Below are 18194 nucleotides of genomic sequence, written 5' to 3'. Positions count from 1 at the left end.
TTATGAGGCGCAAGGAAGAAGAGCTGTCCCTTTTTCGATTGCGACAAGATATCCATCGTAGCGCAGATAAAAACCGTGTCGCAGTTTTGCAAAGATTTTTCAAAACGGGCAAAGGGGAGTACGGCGAAGGGGACGTCTTCGTCGGTCTGACTGTGCCTCGGTCCCGCGCGCTGGCCAAGAAATACTTCTCGGCGCTGAGTCTGCAAGATATAGAAAAATTGTTGAATTCCAAAATCCACGAAGAGCTGTTGATCTCGCTGCTGATGCTTCTGGCTCAGTTTCAAAAAGCAGATTCTGCTCAGCAAGGTCGCCTCTATCGATTCTATTTAAAGAACGCGAAAAAAGTGAATAACTGGGACTTGGTTGACACCTCGGCTCCGGGCATTGTGGGTGTTTATCTGCAAGATCGGCCAAGGCAAGTTTTGTACAAGCTTGCCAGATCCAAGAACATTTGGGAGCGGCGAATTGCCATCCTTAGCACGTTCCATTTTATCTATAAGAAGGAAAGCCAGGACACTCTGAAGTTGGCCCGGATTCTTTTGCATGACCCCGAAGATCTGATTCACAAAGCAGTGGGGTGGATGCTTCGCGAGGTGGGGAAGAGAGTCTGTGAAAAGGATCTGACGGAGTTTTTAGATCAATGCGCGCAGGAGATGCCACGCACGATGCTTCGTTATTCCATCGAGCGTCTGAATCCTGCCCAGAAAAAGAAATATCTAAAGCGTAAATAAAAAAGCCGGGCACCAAGACCCGGCGATGCAGCCAATCTGCAAAAAGAACCATGTTAGTTCTGAGCGCAGGAATAGCTGTAAAGAGCAATACTCGCTGCCACGGTGGCATTGAGTGATTCCACGCTCTGTGTGGCGACAGCAAGGCGTTGCAGCCCCTTCAGGCCGCTAAAGCCCGGGCCTTCTTCTCCGATAGCCAGACGCAGGTTCTTGGGCCATTTGAAGCTCGCGACATTTTCGCCCTTCATATCCAAGGCGTAAATCTGTTCATTCGCGGCGACGAACTCCGTGAATTTGCCGATTTTGTACAGAGGCAGTTTCAGCAGGGCCCCAGCAGAGGCTTTGATGGCTTTGGGGTGATAAGGGTTGCACGATTCCTCAGTCAGAATCATTTTGCTTGCGCCAAAGGCCAGTGCGGAACGTGCCAGGGCCCCCAAATTGGAAGGATCGCCCAGCGGAGAAATCACCTCTAGCCCTTCGGGCTTGGCGCCTTCCTTCAGGGGAGTGATTTCTTTTGGCTCCAGGACCAGAAGATTAAAGTGAGTTCCAACGACGTCGATCTCATTAAAAAGAGCTTTCGGAAGTTTGAACACGGGGATGCGCTGACCTTTCAAGGAGGCTGCTGTCATCGTCAAAGACTTCAGATCTTCATTCACGATTTCGGCCTTCACGCGGAAGGATGGATTTTCCAGGAATTCGTGAATCAGTTTTTCTCCCATCAGGATGAATTCCTGATGTTTTTTGATTCCACGGGCCGAAGAAAGGTCGGCCCAGCGGCGGAAGTGATCGTTGGTTTTAGAGCTGATTTCGATCATAAATTCCGGTCCTACTTGCGATTGTAAAGCTTAAGATCAAAGAACTTGTTGGCTCCTTGGATCACACGAATCTTGGTGCCTTCACTGTCACGGAATACGATCACGTCATAGATGTGATTGCTATCCATCGCCAGTTTTCCGTAGAACAGACGATCTCCTGGCTCCAGCCAACCTTTGGCTTTATGGGTGAACAGGGCGTTGGATGTCATACGAATTGTGGAAAGAGCGTCAGGGCGCATTTCCAGATTTACAAACCAGATCGTGTTGTGACTGTAGGCCACCCATTCGCCTTGCAGGTCTTCGCATGTGATGTTGTGCAAAGAAACACTTGTTGGCCATGGAACAATGGGGCCGTCGCCGGGACCGCGAGCCGTGGCAGAAAGACTGAAAACTGTCAGGATTAAGAGTATGAGGTTTTTCATTTCGTCATTTCCTCCGCATTTTTAAACTGAACATGCGTTTGGGGATTAAAATAATATCCTTTGCGATCACGCAGGATGTAGCGTGGGCTTTCCAGGTCAGGTTCCAGCAACGTGCGCAGACGTTTGATGGAAACATAGATCAGATTATCATGCAGGTCTGGATGATAGGACTGATGCCAGATGATTTCGACCAGGGCCTCTTTTGAATAGCGTTGGCCGGCATTCTTGATAAACAAAAGAGCCAGTTCATAGAGGATGTGTTGATTTTTAAAATCAATAGCCCCTTTGTGCTTTTCGCGAACAATTCGAGAGGCTTCATCAATCAAGAAGTCATGCTGTGGGGTTGAAGGTGTCAGGCCTTCCGGGCACAGGCTAGATATCAGACGATAGATTCGCGGCGCACGTTCCTGACTGATTCCACGCAGAGCCAGCTCGGCATAGATGCGGTGCTGTTCAGTGTGTCCCTGGTCGCGATGAATCCGGGCCATTTGAGCCAGGATGCTGGAGATCAACAAAAGGAATCCATGCGCCTTGGCCTTTTCATAGCTGTCCCACAAAATCTCCAGAGCGCGGTCGAACTTTTTAGTCTGGGTGTAGATAAAGCCGCGCAGCTGGGCAGAACTCAGTTTGATTTCAGGGCTGTCCAGTTCGGTCAGAATAATATCCAGCTTTTCAAGTTGCTGCAGACATTGGCCATAGGTTTCTGGATTGAAGGCTTTGGCCAGCGCCAGAGTGAACAAGGCGCGAGCCAAAGTGTCCAGATCCTGAGTTTGTGAAGCTTTGGAGATGGACGAGTTGATGTACATCTCGGATTCTTGAATCTTATTGCTGGCCAGAAGCCACGAGCCGATCAGGTTTTCAGCCAAAGCCTGTTCGTTCAGGTCTTGCGTGTTGCGGTGAAACAACAACACTTGATCCATCAGACTTTTTACTTCATCCAAAGTCTCAAGTTCATGACAGCACTGGAAGAACAGGCGGGCGGCCTCAATCCAGTCAGAGTTGTTTTTTTGATTTTTGGCCACCACCATGGCTTCTTCACACGATAGGCGGGCCTCATGCAGGTCACCTTGACGGTGCTGCAGGCGCGCAATTAGTAAAGAAGAATTCAGTGTGGCGTTCGTCATCAGTACTTAGCCCACCGTCTTTTTTCATCGCCGGAAAGTTCATCCATCAGCAGCTCTTCGCCTTCATCTTCTTCCGGCAAAGGCATATCCTTGATTTTTTCATAAACCACCAGGCGGCGTTCATGAGGAGTGTTGGGAAGTGAATAGGCCACATCCTGAACCAGCTTGTAGTACTGAGACCACTGGTCCTTGGCGGCTTTGATCTCGGGATCAACACCCGGACCTTTCATGAAATAGACTTTGCCACCGACTTGCAGGCAGCTCATCACGTTGCCCAGAGTGTTGCTAATGTCTTCCACAGCGCGAGTGATGGCGCCGCGTACTGGATAGACACAGTGACGATTGATGTTGCGGCCTAAAATGTCCAGATTCTGCAGATTCATTTCGCTGCGCACGTGCTTTAAGAACTCCACGCGGCGCTGAACACCTTCACCCAGCAGGATCTTCTGATCCGGGTACATGATCTTCAATGGAATCCCCGGGAAGCCCGGGCCGGTGCCCACGTCCAGCAGCGGAAACTGCAAGTCCGTGTACTTGGTGATAATGATACTGTCGATAAAGTGCTTAATGGCAATATCACGCAACTTCAGCAGGCGAGTGAAGTTCTCTTTTTCCTGATTCAACATCAAAAGGCGATAAAAGTGCGCCAGTTGCTGTCTCTGTGCGTGGCTGACCAGGTCGAAGTTATGATTGCGGAAAACATCGGCCAGGCGGTCATTGGCCTCATGGATGTCGTAGATGGTTTCCGGTTTTTTGTGGCGGCCCATGTTGCCAGTGCCTGCAGAAGAGGCAGGCTTGGCTGCACCAAGAGCCTGTTTACGGGCTTCTTGGCGGGCTTTGTAGGGACTGTAGTTGGTCTTATTCTTATGGGCCATAGTAGGTGGGGAAAGATAGGTCTAAAGGCCCTAAACCTCAAGCTTTTTCTGCGCCGTGTGTAAAAGCTAAATCCTTGAAAATAGGGGTCTCTGGGAGGATATTGAAGACCTATGTCGACGACCAAACTTGATTCTATCAAAGATACAGCTCTGGTGGCCTTTAAAGCGGCTTCCAGCTCCAAAGACCTCTATGATCTGAAAGTTCAGTACCTGGGTAAAAGCGGGTCCCTGACCGAGATCATGAAAGAAATGGCCACTTTGCCGAAAGAGGAAAAGCCTCTTTTTGGTAAAAAGGTAAATGAAGTGAAGCAGCTTCTTGAGGCGGCCTACACCGAGGCCGAAGAGGGTCTGAAGCGCAAAGAGATCTCTGCCAAAATGGTGGCAGAAGAGATCGATATGACCTTGCCGTCCTTCACGCAGCCCAAGGGCAGCGCACACCCGGTGAATATCGTAGTGGAGGAAATCTTCACAGTGATGTCACGCCTAGGTTACAGCGTGCGCACCGGGCCGATGATCGAAAAAGATTATTATAACTTTGAAGCTCTGAATATCCCGGCGGACCATCCGGCTCGCGATATGGCTGACACGTTCTTCGTCGACAAAACGCATGTTTTAAGAACACACACATCACCCATTCAAATCCACTCTTTGGAAACTGAAGAGCTTCCCTTGCGTGTGATCGGAACCGGACCCGTGTTCCGCTGTGACAGTGATATTTCACACCTGCCTAACTTCCATCAAATTGAGGCGTTGTGTGTGGATGAAAAAATCTCTATGGCGGACCTGAAGGGCACGATCAGTTTCTTTGTTCGTGAGTTCTTTGGGCCGGGTCTGAAAACCCGCTTCCGTCCAAGCTATTTCCCGTTCACCGAACCTTCTGCGGAAGTGGATTGCTCTTGCCCGATTTGTAAAGGCAAAGGTTGCAGCCTGTGCAAGCACAGCGGTTGGATTGAAATCGGTGGTTGCGGTCTTGTGAATCCGAAAGTGTTCCAGGCTGCAAAAATTGAATATCCTAAATGGCAGGGCTTCGCGTTCGGTTTTGGTGTAGAGCGTATGGCCATCATCAAGTACGGCATCGAAGACATCCGTTTGTTCCCTGAAAATGACGTTAGATTCTTAAGGCAGTTTGTAAAATGAAGATCAGTTTAAAATGGCTCCAAGATTATGTTGATGTGACCGAATTCTTCCAAAAGCCAGAAGTTCTGGCGGAAGCGTTGACTCGCGGTGGGCTTGAGGTTGAAGAAATCACCAACCGCGCCAAAGACTTCAATCACGTGGTGATTGGTCACATTTTGGAAAAAGACAAACACCCCAATGCTGACAAGCTGTCCTTGTGCCGTGTTTCCACCGGTGAAGGCATTGTTCATCAGATCGTGTGCGGGGCACAGAACCACAAAGCTGGCGACCGTGTGATCGTAGCTTTGCCGGGGGCTGTCTTGCCGGGCAATTTTGCGATTAAAAAATCCGCTGTTCGCGGTGTGGATTCCGCAGGGATGCTGTGCTCTTTGAAAGAGCTGGGACTTGCGACGGAATCGGAAGGTATTGCGATTCTTCCAGCAGATGCGCCGGTAGGTAAGTCCTATGCCGAGTACGGTGGTTATGATGATGTGACTTTCGAATTGAAAGTGACAGCGAACCGCGCGGACTGTCTGTCTCACTTCGGTTTGGCTCGTGAAGTGTCCACGTTGTTTGGTAAAGAGTTGAAAGCTCCGAAATCCGACGTGGCAGTCTCTGGCAAATCGACGAAATCTGAAATCGCCTTGGATGTAAAAGCCTTTGATCTGTGCCCACGCTATACTGGCAGATTCATAAAAGGTGTCAAAGTTGGACCGAGCCCGGCTTGGTTGAAGCAGCGTCTTGAAAGTGTGGGCATGAATTCCATCAACAATATCGTCGATGTGACGAACTATGTGATGATGGAACTGGGGCAGCCTTTGCATGCCTTTGATGCGGCTTTCATCGGTGGCAAGAAAGTGATCGTGGACCGTGCGACCAAGGGTGAAAAATTCATCACTTTGGATGGCACTGAGATCACGTTGACTGGAGACGAATTGACAATCCGTGATGCCAATCACCCGGTGTGTTTGGCAGGTGTTGTGGGTGGTAAAAACTCCGGCGTTTCTGATGCAACCACGGACGTGTTCCTGGAGGCAGCTTACTTCCTGCCAATGAGTGCGCGTAAGACATCTCGTTCGCATGGTATTGATACGGACTCTTCCTACAGATTCTCTCGCGGGGTGGACCCAGACGGAACTTTGCGCGGTTTGAACCGTGCGGCGGCTTTGATCGCTGAAGTGGCGGGCGGGGAAGTTTATGGTGAAAATCATGACTTCTATCCAAATCCAGTGAAAAAGGACCCGGTGACGATCACTCTGCAAACAGTGACGGATCGTTTGGGTTACGAGGCGGAAGAATACAAGTTCGTGGATTTCATGAAGCGTCTGGGCTGTCAGGTGGATAAGAAGGGTGATGTGTTCACAGTTCTTCCGCCGACATTCCGCTTTGATATCGAGCAGGACATGGATCTGGTCGAGGAATATGCGCGTCTGAACGGCTATGAGCATATCCCTGAATCTTTGCCGAAATTTGCAACGGCGCCGTCCTTCCATGACAAGGTCTTTATGCTGAACCGTACAACCAGCGAGTTGATGCGTGCGGAAGGTTTCCAGCAGGCAGTGAACTTTGCGTTTGTGGGTTCAAAAGGTCAAAAAGCCTTCATGGGGAACCTGGAATGTTTGAAGGTGGCAGGGCTTTCTGTGACTGAAAAAGAAATCCGTCTGTTGAATCCTTTGAACGAGGAACTGGATGTGATGAGATCCGTATTAAGTTACGGCTTGTTTAAAAACCTCAACCACAACTTCTACTCTGGAAACATGAATGGCCGCCTGTTTGAAATCGGCAGCGCCTTCCATGTAAAAGAAGATGGATCTTTTGTTGAAGGTTCCCGTCTGGGCATGGCGATTTGGGGGCGTGCAAGCAACCTTTGGAACAAATCTTTGGATTATCCGGTTGTTTACGAACTTAAAGCGGCAGTTGAAGTTCTTCTGAAGTCTTTGAATATTTCCTCTTACACTTGGGTGACCCCGGCTAACAAATCCGAAGTTCCCGAGTTCTTGCACCAAGGGCAGTTTGCCCAGTTGTTGGTGGAAGGTAAGAAGGTCGGCTTTATCGGAACTCTTCATCCGATTCTTTTAGATGATAACAAAATCCGTGTGCCAGGGGCGTTGGCAGAGCTTGATTTGGATCAGTTGTACAAAGGACAACCTCGTCCTTATCGTATCCAAAGCATTTCCAAGTTCCCGGTAGTTGAACGTGACTTTGCCTTCGTGATGCCAAAGACCTTGAAGGTCGGTGACGTGATGAAGGACATCCGCAAAGCGGCGGGTGGTTTGTTGTTGAATGTGGACGTCTTTGATTTGTACGAAGGCGATAAAATGGAAGCCGGGAAGAAATCCGTGGCGATCCGTTTGTGGCTGCAGGATAAAAATGCCACACTGCAGGAAGCGCAGATCACAGAGGTTACAAATAAGGTTCTAGAGAGTTTAAAGAAGAATTTTGATCTTTCTGTGAGATAAATTCTTGATTGTTTTCAGTTAGTTGTTACGATTTTAGGAAAGAATCCGTTAAAGCCTTGGCTTTGGCGGAATAGCGATGGAGTGAATGACACTATGGCAGGCCAAAACTTAGGTAAATCAACTGTGACTAAGGCCGATATCGTCGAGAACGTTTATCAGAAGATTGGTTTTTCCAAGAAAGAAGCTTCTGAACTTGTGGAACTTGTTTTTAATACCTTGAAGACTGTTCTGCAAGAGGGTGAAAAAGTTAAGATTTCTGGTTTTGGTAATTTCGTTGTTCGCGGCAAAAACGAGCGTATTGGGCGCAACCCTCAGACAGGGGAGCAAATCAAGATCTCTGCACGCCGTGTTCTTACCTTCCGTCCGTCTCAAGTTTTGAAGGCGATGCTGAACGGTGAAGAGTACGCTCACTTAAAAGATGAGGACGATGATGACTACGACGACCATGAGTAATCCTTCGGACCTCGAGATGGAAAGCTCCGAGCTTTCTCTTGGGGATCATCACATAGACTTTATCGAAGAGGCGGAAAAAGAATCCGTTCCTTTGACAGCGTCAGCGCCGATTTCGATTCCGGCCATGTTGTGTGATGAAAAGCTGTTGGAGGAAATCAATTCCATCCCGGACAAAATGGGATTCAAAATCGGCGACGTGGCTGAAATCCTGGGCATCAAACAGTATGTTTTGCGCTATTGGGAAACCGAGTTTGAAGTTCTTCGTCCTAAGAAAGCCTCCAATAATCAGCGTATGTACACTCGTAAAGACGTGGAAAACGCGCTTCTGATTCGTAAGCTTTTGCACCGCGATCGTTTCTCGATTGAAGGCGCAAGAAATGCGATGAAAGAATTGAAAGCTCACGTGAAGAAAGAAAAAGACATGACTCAAGTGTATCATAAGCTTGAGGGGATCAACGAAACAGTGGAAGAGTTGATCCTGGACATCCGCAAACTTCGTCAGCTGTTTAAATAGATAAAATAAGAAAAAGGCCTCGTAAGTGATCTGTACCCCAAATTTCGGACAGGAAAATAAAAGACCCTGTCCCATTTTTGGGGTATTTTCGTATAAAAAGGAAGCAGATCATGGGCTCACTGTCCGAAAGAGATCGCCGAGATCTTGAGAAGAATCCGAATGTTCTAAAGGTAACGCAGTCCAATGTTGCCTATACCCCCGAATTTAAGGTTAGGGCCTTAAGGCTTCGGGAAGAGGGACAAACTCCTAGTCAAATTTTTAAAGATGCTGGTATTAACCTATCCTTATTTGGTGTGGATTATGCCAAGAAGTGCCTTCAGCGTTGGGAAAAGATGTCTACCCAAGAAGGTGGATTAAAGAAAGACCGCCGAGGTTCTAAGTCTACAGGTCGACCCAAGGGAAAAAAGCTTAAATCAGCAGAAGATGAAATCGCTTATCTTCGCGCGGAGAACGACTTCCTAAAAAAGCTCCGCGCCTTGGAGGCAAAATACGCAAACAAGAAAAGTTCGCGTTGATTAGCAAGGCGGTCAATCATCGGCCTGATCTATGTCTCAGCAGGCTGTGCGCTCAGGCTCAAGTCAGTACCAGTGGCTATTACTACTGGTTTGCCCAAAGAGCATCTCCCCAGGTCATCACAACAGACGCGGAATGGGTGCAAATCATTTTTGCGTATAGAAGGGGTAAAGCCGGCGCTAGGACAATAAAGATGCTTTTGCAACGCCACTTCTGGATCAACATGAACCTGAAGAAAATTAGACGGTTAATGAAGAAGTACGGCCTTCAGGCGACTATCCGACGTAAGAATAAGTACAAGCAAGGCTGGGCATCAGGTGAGGAACACCGGGTAAGTCCGAACATCCTAAGCAGGCAATTTAATGTTGAAAAGAAAGACACAGTTTATTCAACAGACATTACCTACTTAGACTATGGCAAAGGAAACAGGGCTTATCTGTCAGCCGTAAAAGACTTGGCAGTGAAAGATATCGTCCACTATACGGTTTCTCCTGGAGCTGGACTACACGTTGCGATTCGAGGCCTGGAAGACCTATTCAGCCGAAAGCCAGAGAGTTTGATCATGCATTCGGACCAAGGGTGTCACTATACATCCAAGACGTATCGAGATCTTTTGTCTAAGTGGGGTGTCACCCAGTCCATGTCCAGAAAAGGCAACTGCCTGGACAATGCGCCTATAGAAAGTTTTTTTGGTCATTTAAAAGATGAAGTGGATCTTCAAAGTTGCCATACGTTTGAGGAATTGGTAGCAGAGATAGACCGTTATATTAACTACTACAATAACGAACGTCCCCAATGGGGCTTAAAAGGAAAAACCCCGGCAGAATGCCGAGGTTTCACTTAGAGGACCCTTTTATTTATCTGTCCACTTTTTGGGGTACAGATCATAAGAGGCCTTTTTTGTTTCAGAAACAAACTGCCTGCATCCTTTTAGAAGAGCCCCGTGACGGTCACAGGGCTCTTTGAGGTTTAGTGAGGGTACACTTCAGGGCAAGTTGGGAAGGTGAATCTCTTCCAGAAGGACTGATCGGATTCACCGCGTGTTACAAACACTTGAGTGTCGATAGTTTGAGGCACTGTCACGTCACGAGTACCGAACTTAACACATTCGTGGGACTCGTCGCCACGGCCTCTGAGTTCCAGGCACACCGGCTCTTCGTAAGTGCGGGGCACAGAAACGATTTTTGTTTCATAGCGGGCACAAACCCACTCGGTGATGTCACCCGGGCCGTCGCCGCCAGGGCCACGAATGGTTCGGGGGACAAGCTCGGCGCATTCTCTGGTAGGTTGAATCGCACGGACTTCGGTTTCGGTCATGCAGGCATTGTCCAGTTTGATACCCGGCAGGCGATAGCCGTGGGTCACGACGGCGTCACGATCGGCAAAAATTTGTGACCAGGAGCTGTTGGCGTGAACAGCAAAGGCACTGGCGGAAACCAAAAGTGTTGCCAGGGAAACAAAAAGATTTTTCATAAGAACTCCTTCATCGGGTTGTTGTTTGTTCAGGTGACATGCGTGATTGCGTGTCAACACTCGAGAAAGCTACAGAGAAGCCGATGGAGTGGTCTAAATACAAAACTGTAATTGGCAACCGACATAAGAAATCAGCTCTTTTCATTGAAAATTCTGATTTCTGACAGAGTTAAAACCGCACATTGACAATGTTGCAAATTTTGGAATCTGTTTACAGCGGACAATTGATGATGAAAGCGTGGACTTTTCAAGGGCCGTGGCCTCGAAATTTTCAGATCGTTGTCGGTAAAAATGGGGGGATCAAAGAGGGGAGAGTGGTCTGCGCGACTGGATTTGAACCAGCGACCTCTTGCACCCCAAGCAAGTGCTCTACCAAGCTGAGCCACGCGCAGACGGTCTTTGGGAAAAAGACACTTTTATGCTAGCGAGGCCCGCAAGAAGGATCAACTTTTAAGTTCTTTTTTACGCTGTGTTCGTTAGCTTTTTATTTTAAAAAGTGCCCCAGTAAGCGTGCGTTTGCTTCCTCTAGGGAAGAGGGCATTTCTGAATCCAGCTCCTCACGGATTGAAAGGGTGATGGCTCGTTCCAGTCGTTTGAGAAGAAGTCTTTTTTGCTCTATATCCGAGCTCATGTGTTTTCCGATAACAGAGCGCACCAATGAAAGTTTCGTATGCTCGTCGGGATGTGCATGCAGATCGTCAGCTGAATGGTCTTTTGCAAAGTCCCGTGGGCCGACGAAGACCTCTTTGCTTGGTGGGATCTGGGGATAATGCAGGGCCTTGTACATTGCCGAAGGATCGTTAAAGAACAGAACAGCCAATGCATCAGCGTAGAGCTCTGAATAAGCCGGTAGAGTTCTAAAGTACAGTCCATAGGCATCCGAGTTTGCGAGTTGGGAGGACATCTGACGAACAGCGCGGGATGAAATTTTCAGTTCTAGATTGGTTTCAGCAAGTTCGGAAATTTCCTCTAGGTTGGCGAAAAGTTCCCCGAACTCTTCGCGGAAGTCCTGGGCCCAGATTTCCTTTAAAATGGCGTGTCCATATTCGTGGACCACGACGGCCTTTAGCTGGTCCGTGTTGGCTTGATACTGATTTCCCAAGGAATCAGCAAAGAGCAATCTTTGGGGGATGCGAATGATATGACCATTATCGAAACTGGCGTTACCAGCCTGCTCACCAATGACCAAGGTGACCTTCGGGGACATCTGAAAAGTTCGACTGACGCTGCCAAGGGTGTCGGCAAGGTCCTGCGCCAACTGGCAGGCCGCGGGTGTGGGGTTTGCCACAAAGATCAACTTTTGTACGGGCCCTGACGCTGGCAGAGGGCAGGGGGACGTGTCCTGAGCTTGTGCTGAAAGAGCGGTCAGGGTCAACAGACTTAGAATATAGTGGCGCAGCTTCATCAGGTCTCCAGAGTTACCAGCAGGGGTTCCGACGTGGGTATAGGAAGAAATGTGCCACGCCCAAAAGCCCTGCAATCGTTTTCGTGGGGCCTTGGCTGCCTAAAAAGTTGACAGTGCCTATTTAGTGCTGCCATTGCGTGGGGCCTCTCCGTTTTTACTGGGGGTGGGGGATATGCCAATGCCATCCAGTCGTATCAATATGAGACGAGTTAAGAAGCCCACAGCGTTGCAATATTTTGAGTTCAAAAGATTCTTGGTTGCTGTATCCATACCCCATTCTCTTTAGAACTTTGATTTTATTATTGATGCCCTCTGAGATGGCAGTGGTCAGGTTAGATTTAATATATGCCTGAATATTAAGCCTGTATTTTCGAATCTTCTGAGCAAATTGTTTGAACACTTTGATACCTGATTCTCGAACCAAGTAGTACCATTGCGCCAGAGATTTTCGGAAGTTTGGAAGTGTTTTTTCATCCAGAACTTTATGGAAATAATCAACGATCAACATTCCCGCATTGATGTTTGTATTGAGCATTTTTAATTTCCCAAGAAGGTTTTGTTCTTCGATGGACAAGTTGGGATTGCGTTCCATGAGGATAAATCTGCGCCCCCCTTCGAGCATCCCGGCTTGAAAGCTGTCATTTCTTTTTTTTGCCAGTCTAAACTCGTCTTTGCGGAGAGTATTAAATGTTTCATTAAGGTTCTGAACTAAATGAAATCTATCCACAGCAATCTCTGCATTAGGACATAGCTTGGAAACAGCTCTGAAATATCCAGCATTCATATCTAAGGCAAAATATATAATTTGGTCCCGAGTTTTCTTAGATAAAGTCTTGAGGCAATTTGCTAGAGCCATAGCATCTCGTCCGCCAGCTGTTGCAATGACTTTTGAGAGCTTAGAGCAGACAAGGCTGGTTATATATTGAGTGGTCCAGCGCTCAGAAAAGGGGCTATTCCTTTGAGTATTTACTATAGTTCTAAAGTGTACTTCGTCGGCACTCATGTGACTGACGTTGAGATCATCAGGGAGTTTGTAGAATTTCTTCATGTGCCTCATTCTCCACTGATCCAGATCCCACATGGTTTTGGAATTCGTGCGGAAATAGCGACTTGTAGCTTCGCAGGTAAGCTCTTCCATGAGAAGACCAGCAACCTCAGCCATAGCCAAAGTCATGTTTGAGAATTGAGGGTGAACTCCCTTCATAGGAGACATTCGAAGTTGCCCTGAACACATGTCGCAAACAGCGCGTAATCTACGATAGTGAACTATCACTTCTTTATAAGCCCCCAGAGGGGGAGCTTTTAGTTTGCGTATTCTGTAGTCTTTGACATTTTTTAAAGAAAATCCACAGCTCTCACAAACACAAGTATCTTTTTTTTGCTGCACCCATAATTCACATGTTAGAGTTGATTTGTCAGTTTTGAAAGACTGCAGTACAACGTCTTGCAGACCTATGGAATCAATGATGAGATCAGAGCAGTCCATCCTTGGAAGCCTCCATTAGTAAAAATTTTAGGGAGATTTTATCAATGAACTTTGAACTTGAAACAACACAGCGCACCGTATGGGAGCTTGCCGATCGAGTGGAGTTTTTAAATCGTATGCGGCCATTACTGAATATTAGTGATGCCGAGGCCGAAGAAATCAAAGAATTGCTTCAGGAAAGAGATTTTGACTACTTAGAGATCGCAGCTTATTTGGGCAAGCAAGAAGATCCAGATGCGGCCCTAGTTTTTAATGGGAAAAAAGATATTTACTGGGATATTTTTAACTCAAAAAAATCAAAAGAAATTATCAATAAGATAAGTGAATTAGCGCATCCTCTTACAAAGTTGTCCCACACAAGAGGCCTCACTCAAAGAGACTGGATGAAAAGACTTGAGGCGCTTGGTAGTTTTTAAAAGATTTAAGCGTCCCGGCAATCAAGGCCGAGGATCGAATCTTCGAAAAACAAAGGTCAGAATTACTTGCTCAAATCGAAGATCTGAGTTGCTAGCCTCTCACCCCCATTTAAAACGGGGAGCCAGAGACCAGGGAGTCTTGCAGAACCCTGGTCAGTTCTTAGATGCTTAGAAATAACCGATCAAGCCGGCTTGCAGGGAAAGTCCGGTCACCGTGATGTCAGAGCCCACTCCGCCGGATTTCTTCTGATAGATGTAGCCGCCATCCATGCGGAAGCCGACGTTGCTGCCTGTCGGGAACCATTTTACAAAAGGCCCGGCAAACACGGTCATCAGATCACTCTTGGCGCCGGATCCGTTGTCATACTGACCAAAAGATCCCATGCCTCCCAAGCCGTAGATGAAGATTTCGCCTGGAGTGTTGGAGATCATGTTATAATCCGCCCAGCCTCCCAGGGACAGAGTGGTCGCAGTCACACTGCCAGTGGCATCAGAGGCATAAGAGCCCAAAGGACCCACTTCATAGGAAGCGAAGTTCCAGCCAAAGCGTCCGGAGATGGAAAGATCTGTTTCATTGGAAGATCCAGCGGCATCGGACTTGGTGTTCATCAGGCTGAAGCTGACGGAGACCAGATATTTGCGCATGGACTGGCTCATGGTCGTGTCGCCAAATTCATCCGGCGCCAGCTCATAGACTTGGCCTGGCGCCAGACTGCCGCCAGAAAAATCAATTATAGCCTGGCTGCCTTTGACTTTACGAACTTTGATTTTTTGGGCGAAGGCCGAAGATGAAAAGGCCAATAGGGCACACAGAATGAAGAGCTTTTTCATGTTATCCTTTCCAAGATGATGTATCAGACTAAAGTCTTTCAATCCGCGCTGGGGCTGTCAACGAGAAGTTGTCTCAGGATGAGACCCTAACATTCCTTATGTTTAAGTATTCCTGTGTTTCGGCCGAATTAGAAACTGTAACAGGGGAACAAAGGGAGTGCCATGTCTTCTTCCTGGGGAAACATTCCGACTTGGGCCTATGATGCGGCTCAAGCATTGATGCAGTCTTTGAAGATTGTGGACCCGTTGACGTACGCGCATTGCTGCCGCGTGGGTGAGATGTCCCGCAAGCTGGCACGTGATGCCGGCCTGAATGAGTATCAACAAAAACTGGCGGAGTTTGCAGGTCTTTTCCATGATATTGGCAAGATTGGGGTTCCTCAGGAAATCATCGCCAAGCCGGGCAAATTGACGGATCAAGAGTACGAATTGATGAAGTGCCACCCGGTTTTGAGTGAAGAGATCATCAAGCCTCTGGCACAGCACGATTTCTTTGCAGAGATACTGCCGGGGATTCGTGGTCATCACGAACGTGTCGATGGACGTGGGTATCCGGATAAGAAAAACGGGGATGAGATTCCGCTGATTGCGCGGATCATTCTGGTCGTGGACACGTGTGATGCGATGTCTGAAACCAGAGCTTACCGCAAAGGTCTGCCGATGGAAGTGGTGTATGAGGAGCTTAAGCGCTGCTCGGGCACTCAGTTTGATCCGCAACTGGTGAAAATCTTTTTGCAAGCCCACGGGCACTGGAAAGATCAGGCGCCGGACCAGGACACACTTCAGTATCTGATTAAAAAAATCGCTTAAAAAAATGCCCTCGATCAGAGGGCATTTTTCTTTCTATTGTCTGTTCGTGCTTTCAAAAATCTTGTCAGCGGATTTGGCGACAAAGCCCTGATACAATTGGCCATTGGCCAGTGGATAACGTTTGGCGAACTCATAATAACATCCCGGGATGTTGTGAGTGCTGCCATCGTCAAATTTCACTGGAATTTCAGAGGCCATGGTGGAGCTTTGCTCCAGGAAGTCCTCGGGTGTTCCTTTGATTTCGCCGCCGGATTTGTTCAGAGTGTAACCTTTTTCCTGAACGAATTGGTTGAGCACTTTGATGTCATTGAACTTTTTTAGTTTGTTGATATTGACGGTGAAGTGGTTGGGACGGAAACCATAGGCGGCCACCCAGCTGGCGTATTCACTTTCCTTTGCCAGTGCAGCGTAGACATCCCAGGTGATTTTCCATGGGCGACCGGCCATTGCGAAGGCCTCGCTTTCGATCAAAGAGTCCGGAACCTGATCCACCAGTTTGTTCACGGTTTCGCGCACGAATGGGGACACCTTTTCCAGTTCCAGCTCACTGATGAAGATTTTGGGATTGTCCATGTTGGGGTGTTCGTAGTGTTTGGCATAAAGCTTCTTTTCCACGAACGTGTATTCACCCTTTTCAACATAACCAAGTTTTTTGAAGTGCTTTGCCAGGGATTCAATGCCCAGGCGGGGATGGTTGAAGGTGCGCAGAGCGATGTGGTCATTCAGCACAGTTTCACCCTCAGCGGTGAAGATGTCATAAATGCGTTTGGCAGCAGGGTTTAGTTCACAATAATCAACCCACATTTTTTGCAATAGGGTGTCCAGAGTCATCATAATTTTCTCTCCTGTATGCGTGAAGACTACTCCGCTTGGCAAAGAGGCGCAACGCCCCTTCAATGGCTGCGAGCGTTAAGCGTTGGAGGCCGGAAGATTATCACTAAGAATAGGGTTCCTGTGGAGTAAAAATGACAACGTTGCCTGAGATCCAACAAATTGAAAAAAAGATCGAAGCTTTGGGCTCCACCGGGAGGGCGGAAGTGCTGGCTTACAGTGAGCACGAGGATCTGCGCTTTCCCATCTACAAAGTCAGTTTTGGCAGTCAGGATCCCCAAGCGCCGGTATTGGGTTTTGTCGGCGGGGTGCATGGGTTGGAGCGCATCGGCGCCCAGGTGTGTGTCGCATTGATGAATTCTTTGGCGGAACTGGCCCAGTGGGATGTGACTCTTCAGCAGACGTTGCAGAATATTCGTATTTTCTTTATTCCCACAGTCAATCCTGTCGGTATTCAGCGTAAGACCCGCTGCAATCCCAACGGCGTGGATCTGATGCGCAATGCGCCTGTGGAGGCGGACAATCCCCAGTTTCTTCTTGGGGGACATCGCTTCAGCAACAAGCTGCCCTGGTACCGGGGAAAGCTGGGGGCGCCGATGCAGCTGGAGGCCCAGGCTTTGGTGGATACCGTTCAAAAAGAAATCGCGCAAAGCCCCCTTGCGATCACTTTGGATTTGCACTCTGGTTTTGGTTTGCAGGATCGTTTGTGGTTCCCCTATGCCAAGACGGTGAAGCCGTATCCGGATCTGCACCTGTGTTATGCGCTGAAAGAGCTTTTGGATCGCACTTATCCGCATCACTTTTATCGGGTCGAGCCTCAGGCGCAGAACTACACAACTCATGGAGATTTGTGGGATTACCTCTATGACAACCATTCGGGCCGGACACAGGGGCAGATCTATGTTCCACTGTGTCTGGAGATGGGGTCCTGGCTGTGGGTGAAAAAAAATCCGTGGCAGATATTCAGCGCCGAGGGGCCGTTTAATCCTCTGAAAGGGCATCGTCACAAACGGACTCTGCGTCGGCACAACACTCTGATGGAGTTTTTGATTCGGGCCTTGAGTTCGCCTCAGGCTTGGGTCGGAAACGAGCCGCACAAGGTGCAGCAACTTGAACAGAAAGCAAAGGAGCTTTGGTATGGCGAACGGTAGAAACTGGCTTTTATTGCGCGGTCTTGCGCGTGGTGTGGGGCATTGGGGTTCGTTCGCAGAGACCATTCAGAAACACTTCCCGGAAGATCGTTTTGAGTTTCTGGATTTGCCGGGCAATGGTTCGCGCCACTTGGAAAGCAGCCCCCTACGAATTGCGGACTATGTGAAGGATCTGCGTTCGCGTTGCAGCTATGTCAAAAATGGCCAGCCCTTTCAAATCCTTTCTGTGTCTTTAGGATCCATGATCACGGTGGAGTGGATGCGGGAATATCCGCATGAAGTAAAAAGAGCATTCTTGACCTGCACCAGTTCCGCGGGGCTGTCGCCGTTTTATCATCGTTTCTATCTGGCCAATGTGCCGCAGGGTCTGAAGCTTCTGGGAAAACTGGAGGATGCGGAACTGTGGGAAAAAACCGTGTTGGGCATGATCGTGAACAATCAGGAACGTCGCGAGGCGGAACTGCCTGCGATGATTGAGTACTCCAGAAAGTATCCGATGAATCCGACCAACGTGTTTCGTCAGTTGCTGGCGGCTTCGCAGTACCGCTTTCCCGCACAGCCTCCCGGAGAGGTGAAATTGTTGGGAAGTCACGGGGATCGCCTGGTGTCAGCCAAGTGCACCCTTAAAATTGCTGAACAGTGGGGCCTCACGGCGCAGATGCACCCCTGGGCCGGGCATGATGTGCCGGTTGACGACCCGCAATGGCTGCTGGAGCAGTTGCTCTAAAAGACCTTTTTTATGGGGTCTTTTTCGGGGTAGATTTTTCAAACA

General features: G+C 48.5%; 20 protein-coding genes and 1 tRNA gene. 11 read left to right on the top strand and 10 right to left on the bottom strand.

Annotation, left to right across the window (positions count from 1 at the left end):
- The first annotated feature begins 2 nt into the window (after positions 1-2).
- On the top strand, positions 3-731 hold the full coding sequence (locus ACZ5ZV_RS11860; protein WP_464117209.1) for a DNA alkylation repair protein: 729 nt from the start codon (positions 3-5) through the stop codon (positions 729-731).
- A 53-nt stretch (positions 732-784) separates the two neighbouring features.
- On the opposite strand, the gene ACZ5ZV_RS11855 is transcribed toward ACZ5ZV_RS11860, so the two are convergent.
- Genes ACZ5ZV_RS11855 through rsmG form a run of 4 tightly spaced genes read right to left on the bottom strand, consistent with a single transcriptional unit; the run spans position 785 to position 3964 of the window.
- Positions 785-1543 (bottom strand): TrmH family RNA methyltransferase, encoded by a 759-nt coding sequence (locus ACZ5ZV_RS11855; protein WP_464117208.1) that lies wholly within the window; start codon positions 1541-1543, stop codon positions 785-787.
- A gap of 11 nt (positions 1544-1554) precedes the next feature.
- Entirely contained in the window at positions 1555-1965 is a 411-nt protein-coding gene (locus tag ACZ5ZV_RS11850; protein WP_464117207.1) for a hypothetical protein, read from the bottom strand.
- Positions 1962-3089 carry a winged helix-turn-helix domain-containing protein gene (locus ACZ5ZV_RS11845; RefSeq protein WP_464117206.1) on the bottom strand — a complete coding sequence of 376 codons (1128 nt, stop codon included), beginning with the start codon at positions 3087-3089 and terminating at the stop codon, positions 1962-1964. Before ACZ5ZV_RS11845 ends, ACZ5ZV_RS11850 begins: the two co-directional genes overlap by 4 nt.
- Positions 3089-3964 carry a 16S rRNA (guanine(527)-N(7))-methyltransferase RsmG gene (gene rsmG / locus ACZ5ZV_RS11840; RefSeq protein WP_464117205.1) on the bottom strand — a complete coding sequence of 292 codons (876 nt, stop codon included), beginning with the start codon at positions 3962-3964 and terminating at the stop codon, positions 3089-3091. The genes ACZ5ZV_RS11845 and rsmG overlap by 1 nt, the downstream gene beginning before the upstream one ends.
- Before the next feature lie 111 nt (positions 3965-4075).
- Between rsmG and pheS the strand changes: the two genes are divergently transcribed.
- From pheS to ACZ5ZV_RS11810, 6 genes are all read left to right on the top strand, one after another.
- Complete coding sequence (gene pheS, locus ACZ5ZV_RS11835; protein ID WP_464117204.1) at positions 4076-5101, top strand: phenylalanine--tRNA ligase subunit alpha; 1026 nt, start codon at positions 4076-4078, stop codon at positions 5099-5101.
- A complete protein-coding gene (gene pheT, locus ACZ5ZV_RS11830) occupies positions 5098-7539 on the top strand; it encodes a phenylalanine--tRNA ligase subunit beta (protein ID WP_464117203.1) in 2442 nt (813 codons plus the stop codon). Before pheS ends, pheT begins: the two co-directional genes overlap by 4 nt.
- Positions 7540-7662: 123 nt before the next feature.
- A complete protein-coding gene (locus ACZ5ZV_RS11825) occupies positions 7663-7992 on the top strand; it encodes an integration host factor subunit alpha (protein WP_464121414.1) in 330 nt (109 codons plus the stop codon).
- Positions 7967-8506, top strand: a complete 540-nt coding sequence (locus ACZ5ZV_RS11820; protein ID WP_464117202.1) for a MerR family transcriptional regulator — start codon at positions 7967-7969, stop codon at positions 8504-8506. Before ACZ5ZV_RS11825 ends, ACZ5ZV_RS11820 begins: the two co-directional genes overlap by 26 nt.
- 110 nt (positions 8507-8616) lie before the next feature.
- Positions 8617-9021, top strand: coding sequence for a transposase (locus tag ACZ5ZV_RS11815; protein ID WP_464117089.1), 405 nt, complete (start codon positions 8617-8619; stop codon positions 9019-9021).
- Entirely contained in the window at positions 9018-9863 is an 846-nt protein-coding gene (locus ACZ5ZV_RS11810; RefSeq protein ID WP_464117088.1) for an IS3 family transposase, read from the top strand. The genes ACZ5ZV_RS11815 and ACZ5ZV_RS11810 overlap by 4 nt, the downstream gene beginning before the upstream one ends.
- Positions 9864-9988: 125 nt before the next feature.
- Here the strand turns inward: ACZ5ZV_RS11810 and ACZ5ZV_RS11805 are convergent, their stop codons facing one another.
- From ACZ5ZV_RS11805 to ACZ5ZV_RS11790, 4 genes are all read right to left on the bottom strand, one after another.
- Positions 9989-10492: a hypothetical protein gene (locus ACZ5ZV_RS11805; protein ID WP_464117201.1), complete on the bottom strand. Its 504-nt coding sequence runs from the start codon at positions 10490-10492 to the stop codon at positions 9989-9991.
- 315 nt (positions 10493-10807) lie between these two features.
- Positions 10808-10884 (bottom strand) — tRNA-Pro (locus tag ACZ5ZV_RS11800).
- A gap of 92 nt (positions 10885-10976) precedes the next feature.
- Positions 10977-11897 (bottom strand): M48 family metalloprotease, encoded by a 921-nt coding sequence (locus ACZ5ZV_RS11795; protein WP_464117200.1) that lies wholly within the window; start codon positions 11895-11897, stop codon positions 10977-10979.
- Between the two features lie 154 nt (positions 11898-12051).
- Complete coding sequence (locus ACZ5ZV_RS11790; protein WP_464117094.1) at positions 12052-13383, bottom strand: ISL3 family transposase; 1332 nt, start codon at positions 13381-13383, stop codon at positions 12052-12054.
- Between the two features lie 44 nt (positions 13384-13427).
- On the opposite strand from ACZ5ZV_RS11790, the gene ACZ5ZV_RS11785 reads away from it, so the two are divergent.
- The gene (locus ACZ5ZV_RS11785) at positions 13428-13799 is read left to right on the top strand and encodes a hypothetical protein (protein ID WP_464117095.1); all 372 of its coding nucleotides are present in this window, start codon (positions 13428-13430) and stop codon (positions 13797-13799) included.
- A gap of 168 nt (positions 13800-13967) precedes the next feature.
- On the opposite strand, the gene ACZ5ZV_RS11780 is transcribed toward ACZ5ZV_RS11785, so the two are convergent.
- Complete coding sequence (locus ACZ5ZV_RS11780; protein WP_464117199.1) at positions 13968-14630, bottom strand: hypothetical protein; 663 nt, start codon at positions 14628-14630, stop codon at positions 13968-13970.
- A 162-nt stretch (positions 14631-14792) separates the two neighbouring features.
- Here ACZ5ZV_RS11780 and ACZ5ZV_RS11775 point away from each other — a divergent pair, with 162 nt between their 5' ends.
- Entirely contained in the window at positions 14793-15440 is a 648-nt protein-coding gene (locus ACZ5ZV_RS11775; protein WP_347359184.1) for an HD-GYP domain-containing protein, read from the top strand.
- Between the two features lie 33 nt (positions 15441-15473).
- Here the strand turns inward: ACZ5ZV_RS11775 and ACZ5ZV_RS11770 are convergent, their stop codons facing one another.
- Positions 15474-16274: a 2-oxoadipate dioxygenase/decarboxylase family protein gene (locus ACZ5ZV_RS11770; protein WP_464117198.1), complete on the bottom strand. Its 801-nt coding sequence runs from the start codon at positions 16272-16274 to the stop codon at positions 15474-15476.
- A 131-nt stretch (positions 16275-16405) separates the two neighbouring features.
- Between ACZ5ZV_RS11770 and ACZ5ZV_RS11765 the strand changes: the two genes are divergently transcribed.
- The gene (locus tag ACZ5ZV_RS11765; protein ID WP_464117197.1) at positions 16406-17422 is read left to right on the top strand and encodes a DUF2817 domain-containing protein; all 1017 of its coding nucleotides are present in this window, start codon (positions 16406-16408) and stop codon (positions 17420-17422) included.
- Positions 17409-18149, top strand: coding sequence for an alpha/beta fold hydrolase (locus ACZ5ZV_RS11760; RefSeq protein ID WP_464117196.1), 741 nt, complete (start codon positions 17409-17411; stop codon positions 18147-18149). Before ACZ5ZV_RS11765 ends, ACZ5ZV_RS11760 begins: the two co-directional genes overlap by 14 nt.
- The last annotated feature ends 45 nt before the right edge of the window (positions 18150-18194 follow it).

It is taken from the genome of Bdellovibrio sp. HAGR004, from assembly GCF_055397015.1.
This window is presented reverse-complemented; position numbering and strand designations above follow the sequence as displayed.

Coding starts and splice junctions, on each gene's coding strand:
- pheS (WP_464117204.1), top strand. CDS start 4,076: ATGTCGACGACCAAACTTGATTCTATCAAAGATACAGCTCTGGTGGCC.
- ACZ5ZV_RS11815 (WP_464117089.1), top strand. CDS start 8,617: ATGGGCTCACTGTCCGAAAGAGATCGCCGAGATCTTGAGAAGAATCCG.
- ACZ5ZV_RS11820 (WP_464117202.1), top strand. CDS start 7,967: ATGATGACTACGACGACCATGAGTAATCCTTCGGACCTCGAGATGGAA.
- ACZ5ZV_RS11760 (WP_464117196.1), top strand. CDS start 17,409: ATGGCGAACGGTAGAAACTGGCTTTTATTGCGCGGTCTTGCGCGTGGT.
- ACZ5ZV_RS11765 (WP_464117197.1), top strand. CDS start 16,406: ATGACAACGTTGCCTGAGATCCAACAAATTGAAAAAAAGATCGAAGCT.
- ACZ5ZV_RS11785 (WP_464117095.1), top strand. CDS start 13,428: ATGAACTTTGAACTTGAAACAACACAGCGCACCGTATGGGAGCTTGCC.
- ACZ5ZV_RS11770 (WP_464117198.1), bottom strand. CDS start 16,274: ATGATGACTCTGGACACCCTATTGCAAAAAATGTGGGTTGATTATTGT.
- ACZ5ZV_RS11795 (WP_464117200.1), bottom strand. CDS start 11,897: ATGAAGCTGCGCCACTATATTCTAAGTCTGTTGACCCTGACCGCTCTT.
- ACZ5ZV_RS11780 (WP_464117199.1), bottom strand. CDS start 14,630: ATGAAAAAGCTCTTCATTCTGTGTGCCCTATTGGCCTTTTCATCTTCG.
- ACZ5ZV_RS11775 (WP_347359184.1), top strand. CDS start 14,793: ATGTCTTCTTCCTGGGGAAACATTCCGACTTGGGCCTATGATGCGGCT.
- pheT (WP_464117203.1), top strand. CDS start 5,098: ATGAAGATCAGTTTAAAATGGCTCCAAGATTATGTTGATGTGACCGAA.
- ACZ5ZV_RS11790 (WP_464117094.1), bottom strand. CDS start 13,383: ATGGACTGCTCTGATCTCATCATTGATTCCATAGGTCTGCAAGACGTT.
- rsmG (WP_464117205.1), bottom strand. CDS start 3,964: ATGGCCCATAAGAATAAGACCAACTACAGTCCCTACAAAGCCCGCCAA.
- ACZ5ZV_RS11860 (WP_464117209.1), top strand. CDS start 3: ATGAGGCGCAAGGAAGAAGAGCTGTCCCTTTTTCGATTGCGACAAGAT.
- ACZ5ZV_RS11855 (WP_464117208.1), bottom strand. CDS start 1,543: ATGATCGAAATCAGCTCTAAAACCAACGATCACTTCCGCCGCTGGGCC.
- ACZ5ZV_RS11845 (WP_464117206.1), bottom strand. CDS start 3,089: ATGACGAACGCCACACTGAATTCTTCTTTACTAATTGCGCGCCTGCAG.
- ACZ5ZV_RS11805 (WP_464117201.1), bottom strand. CDS start 10,492: ATGAAAAATCTTTTTGTTTCCCTGGCAACACTTTTGGTTTCCGCCAGT.
- ACZ5ZV_RS11850 (WP_464117207.1), bottom strand. CDS start 1,965: ATGAAAAACCTCATACTCTTAATCCTGACAGTTTTCAGTCTTTCTGCC.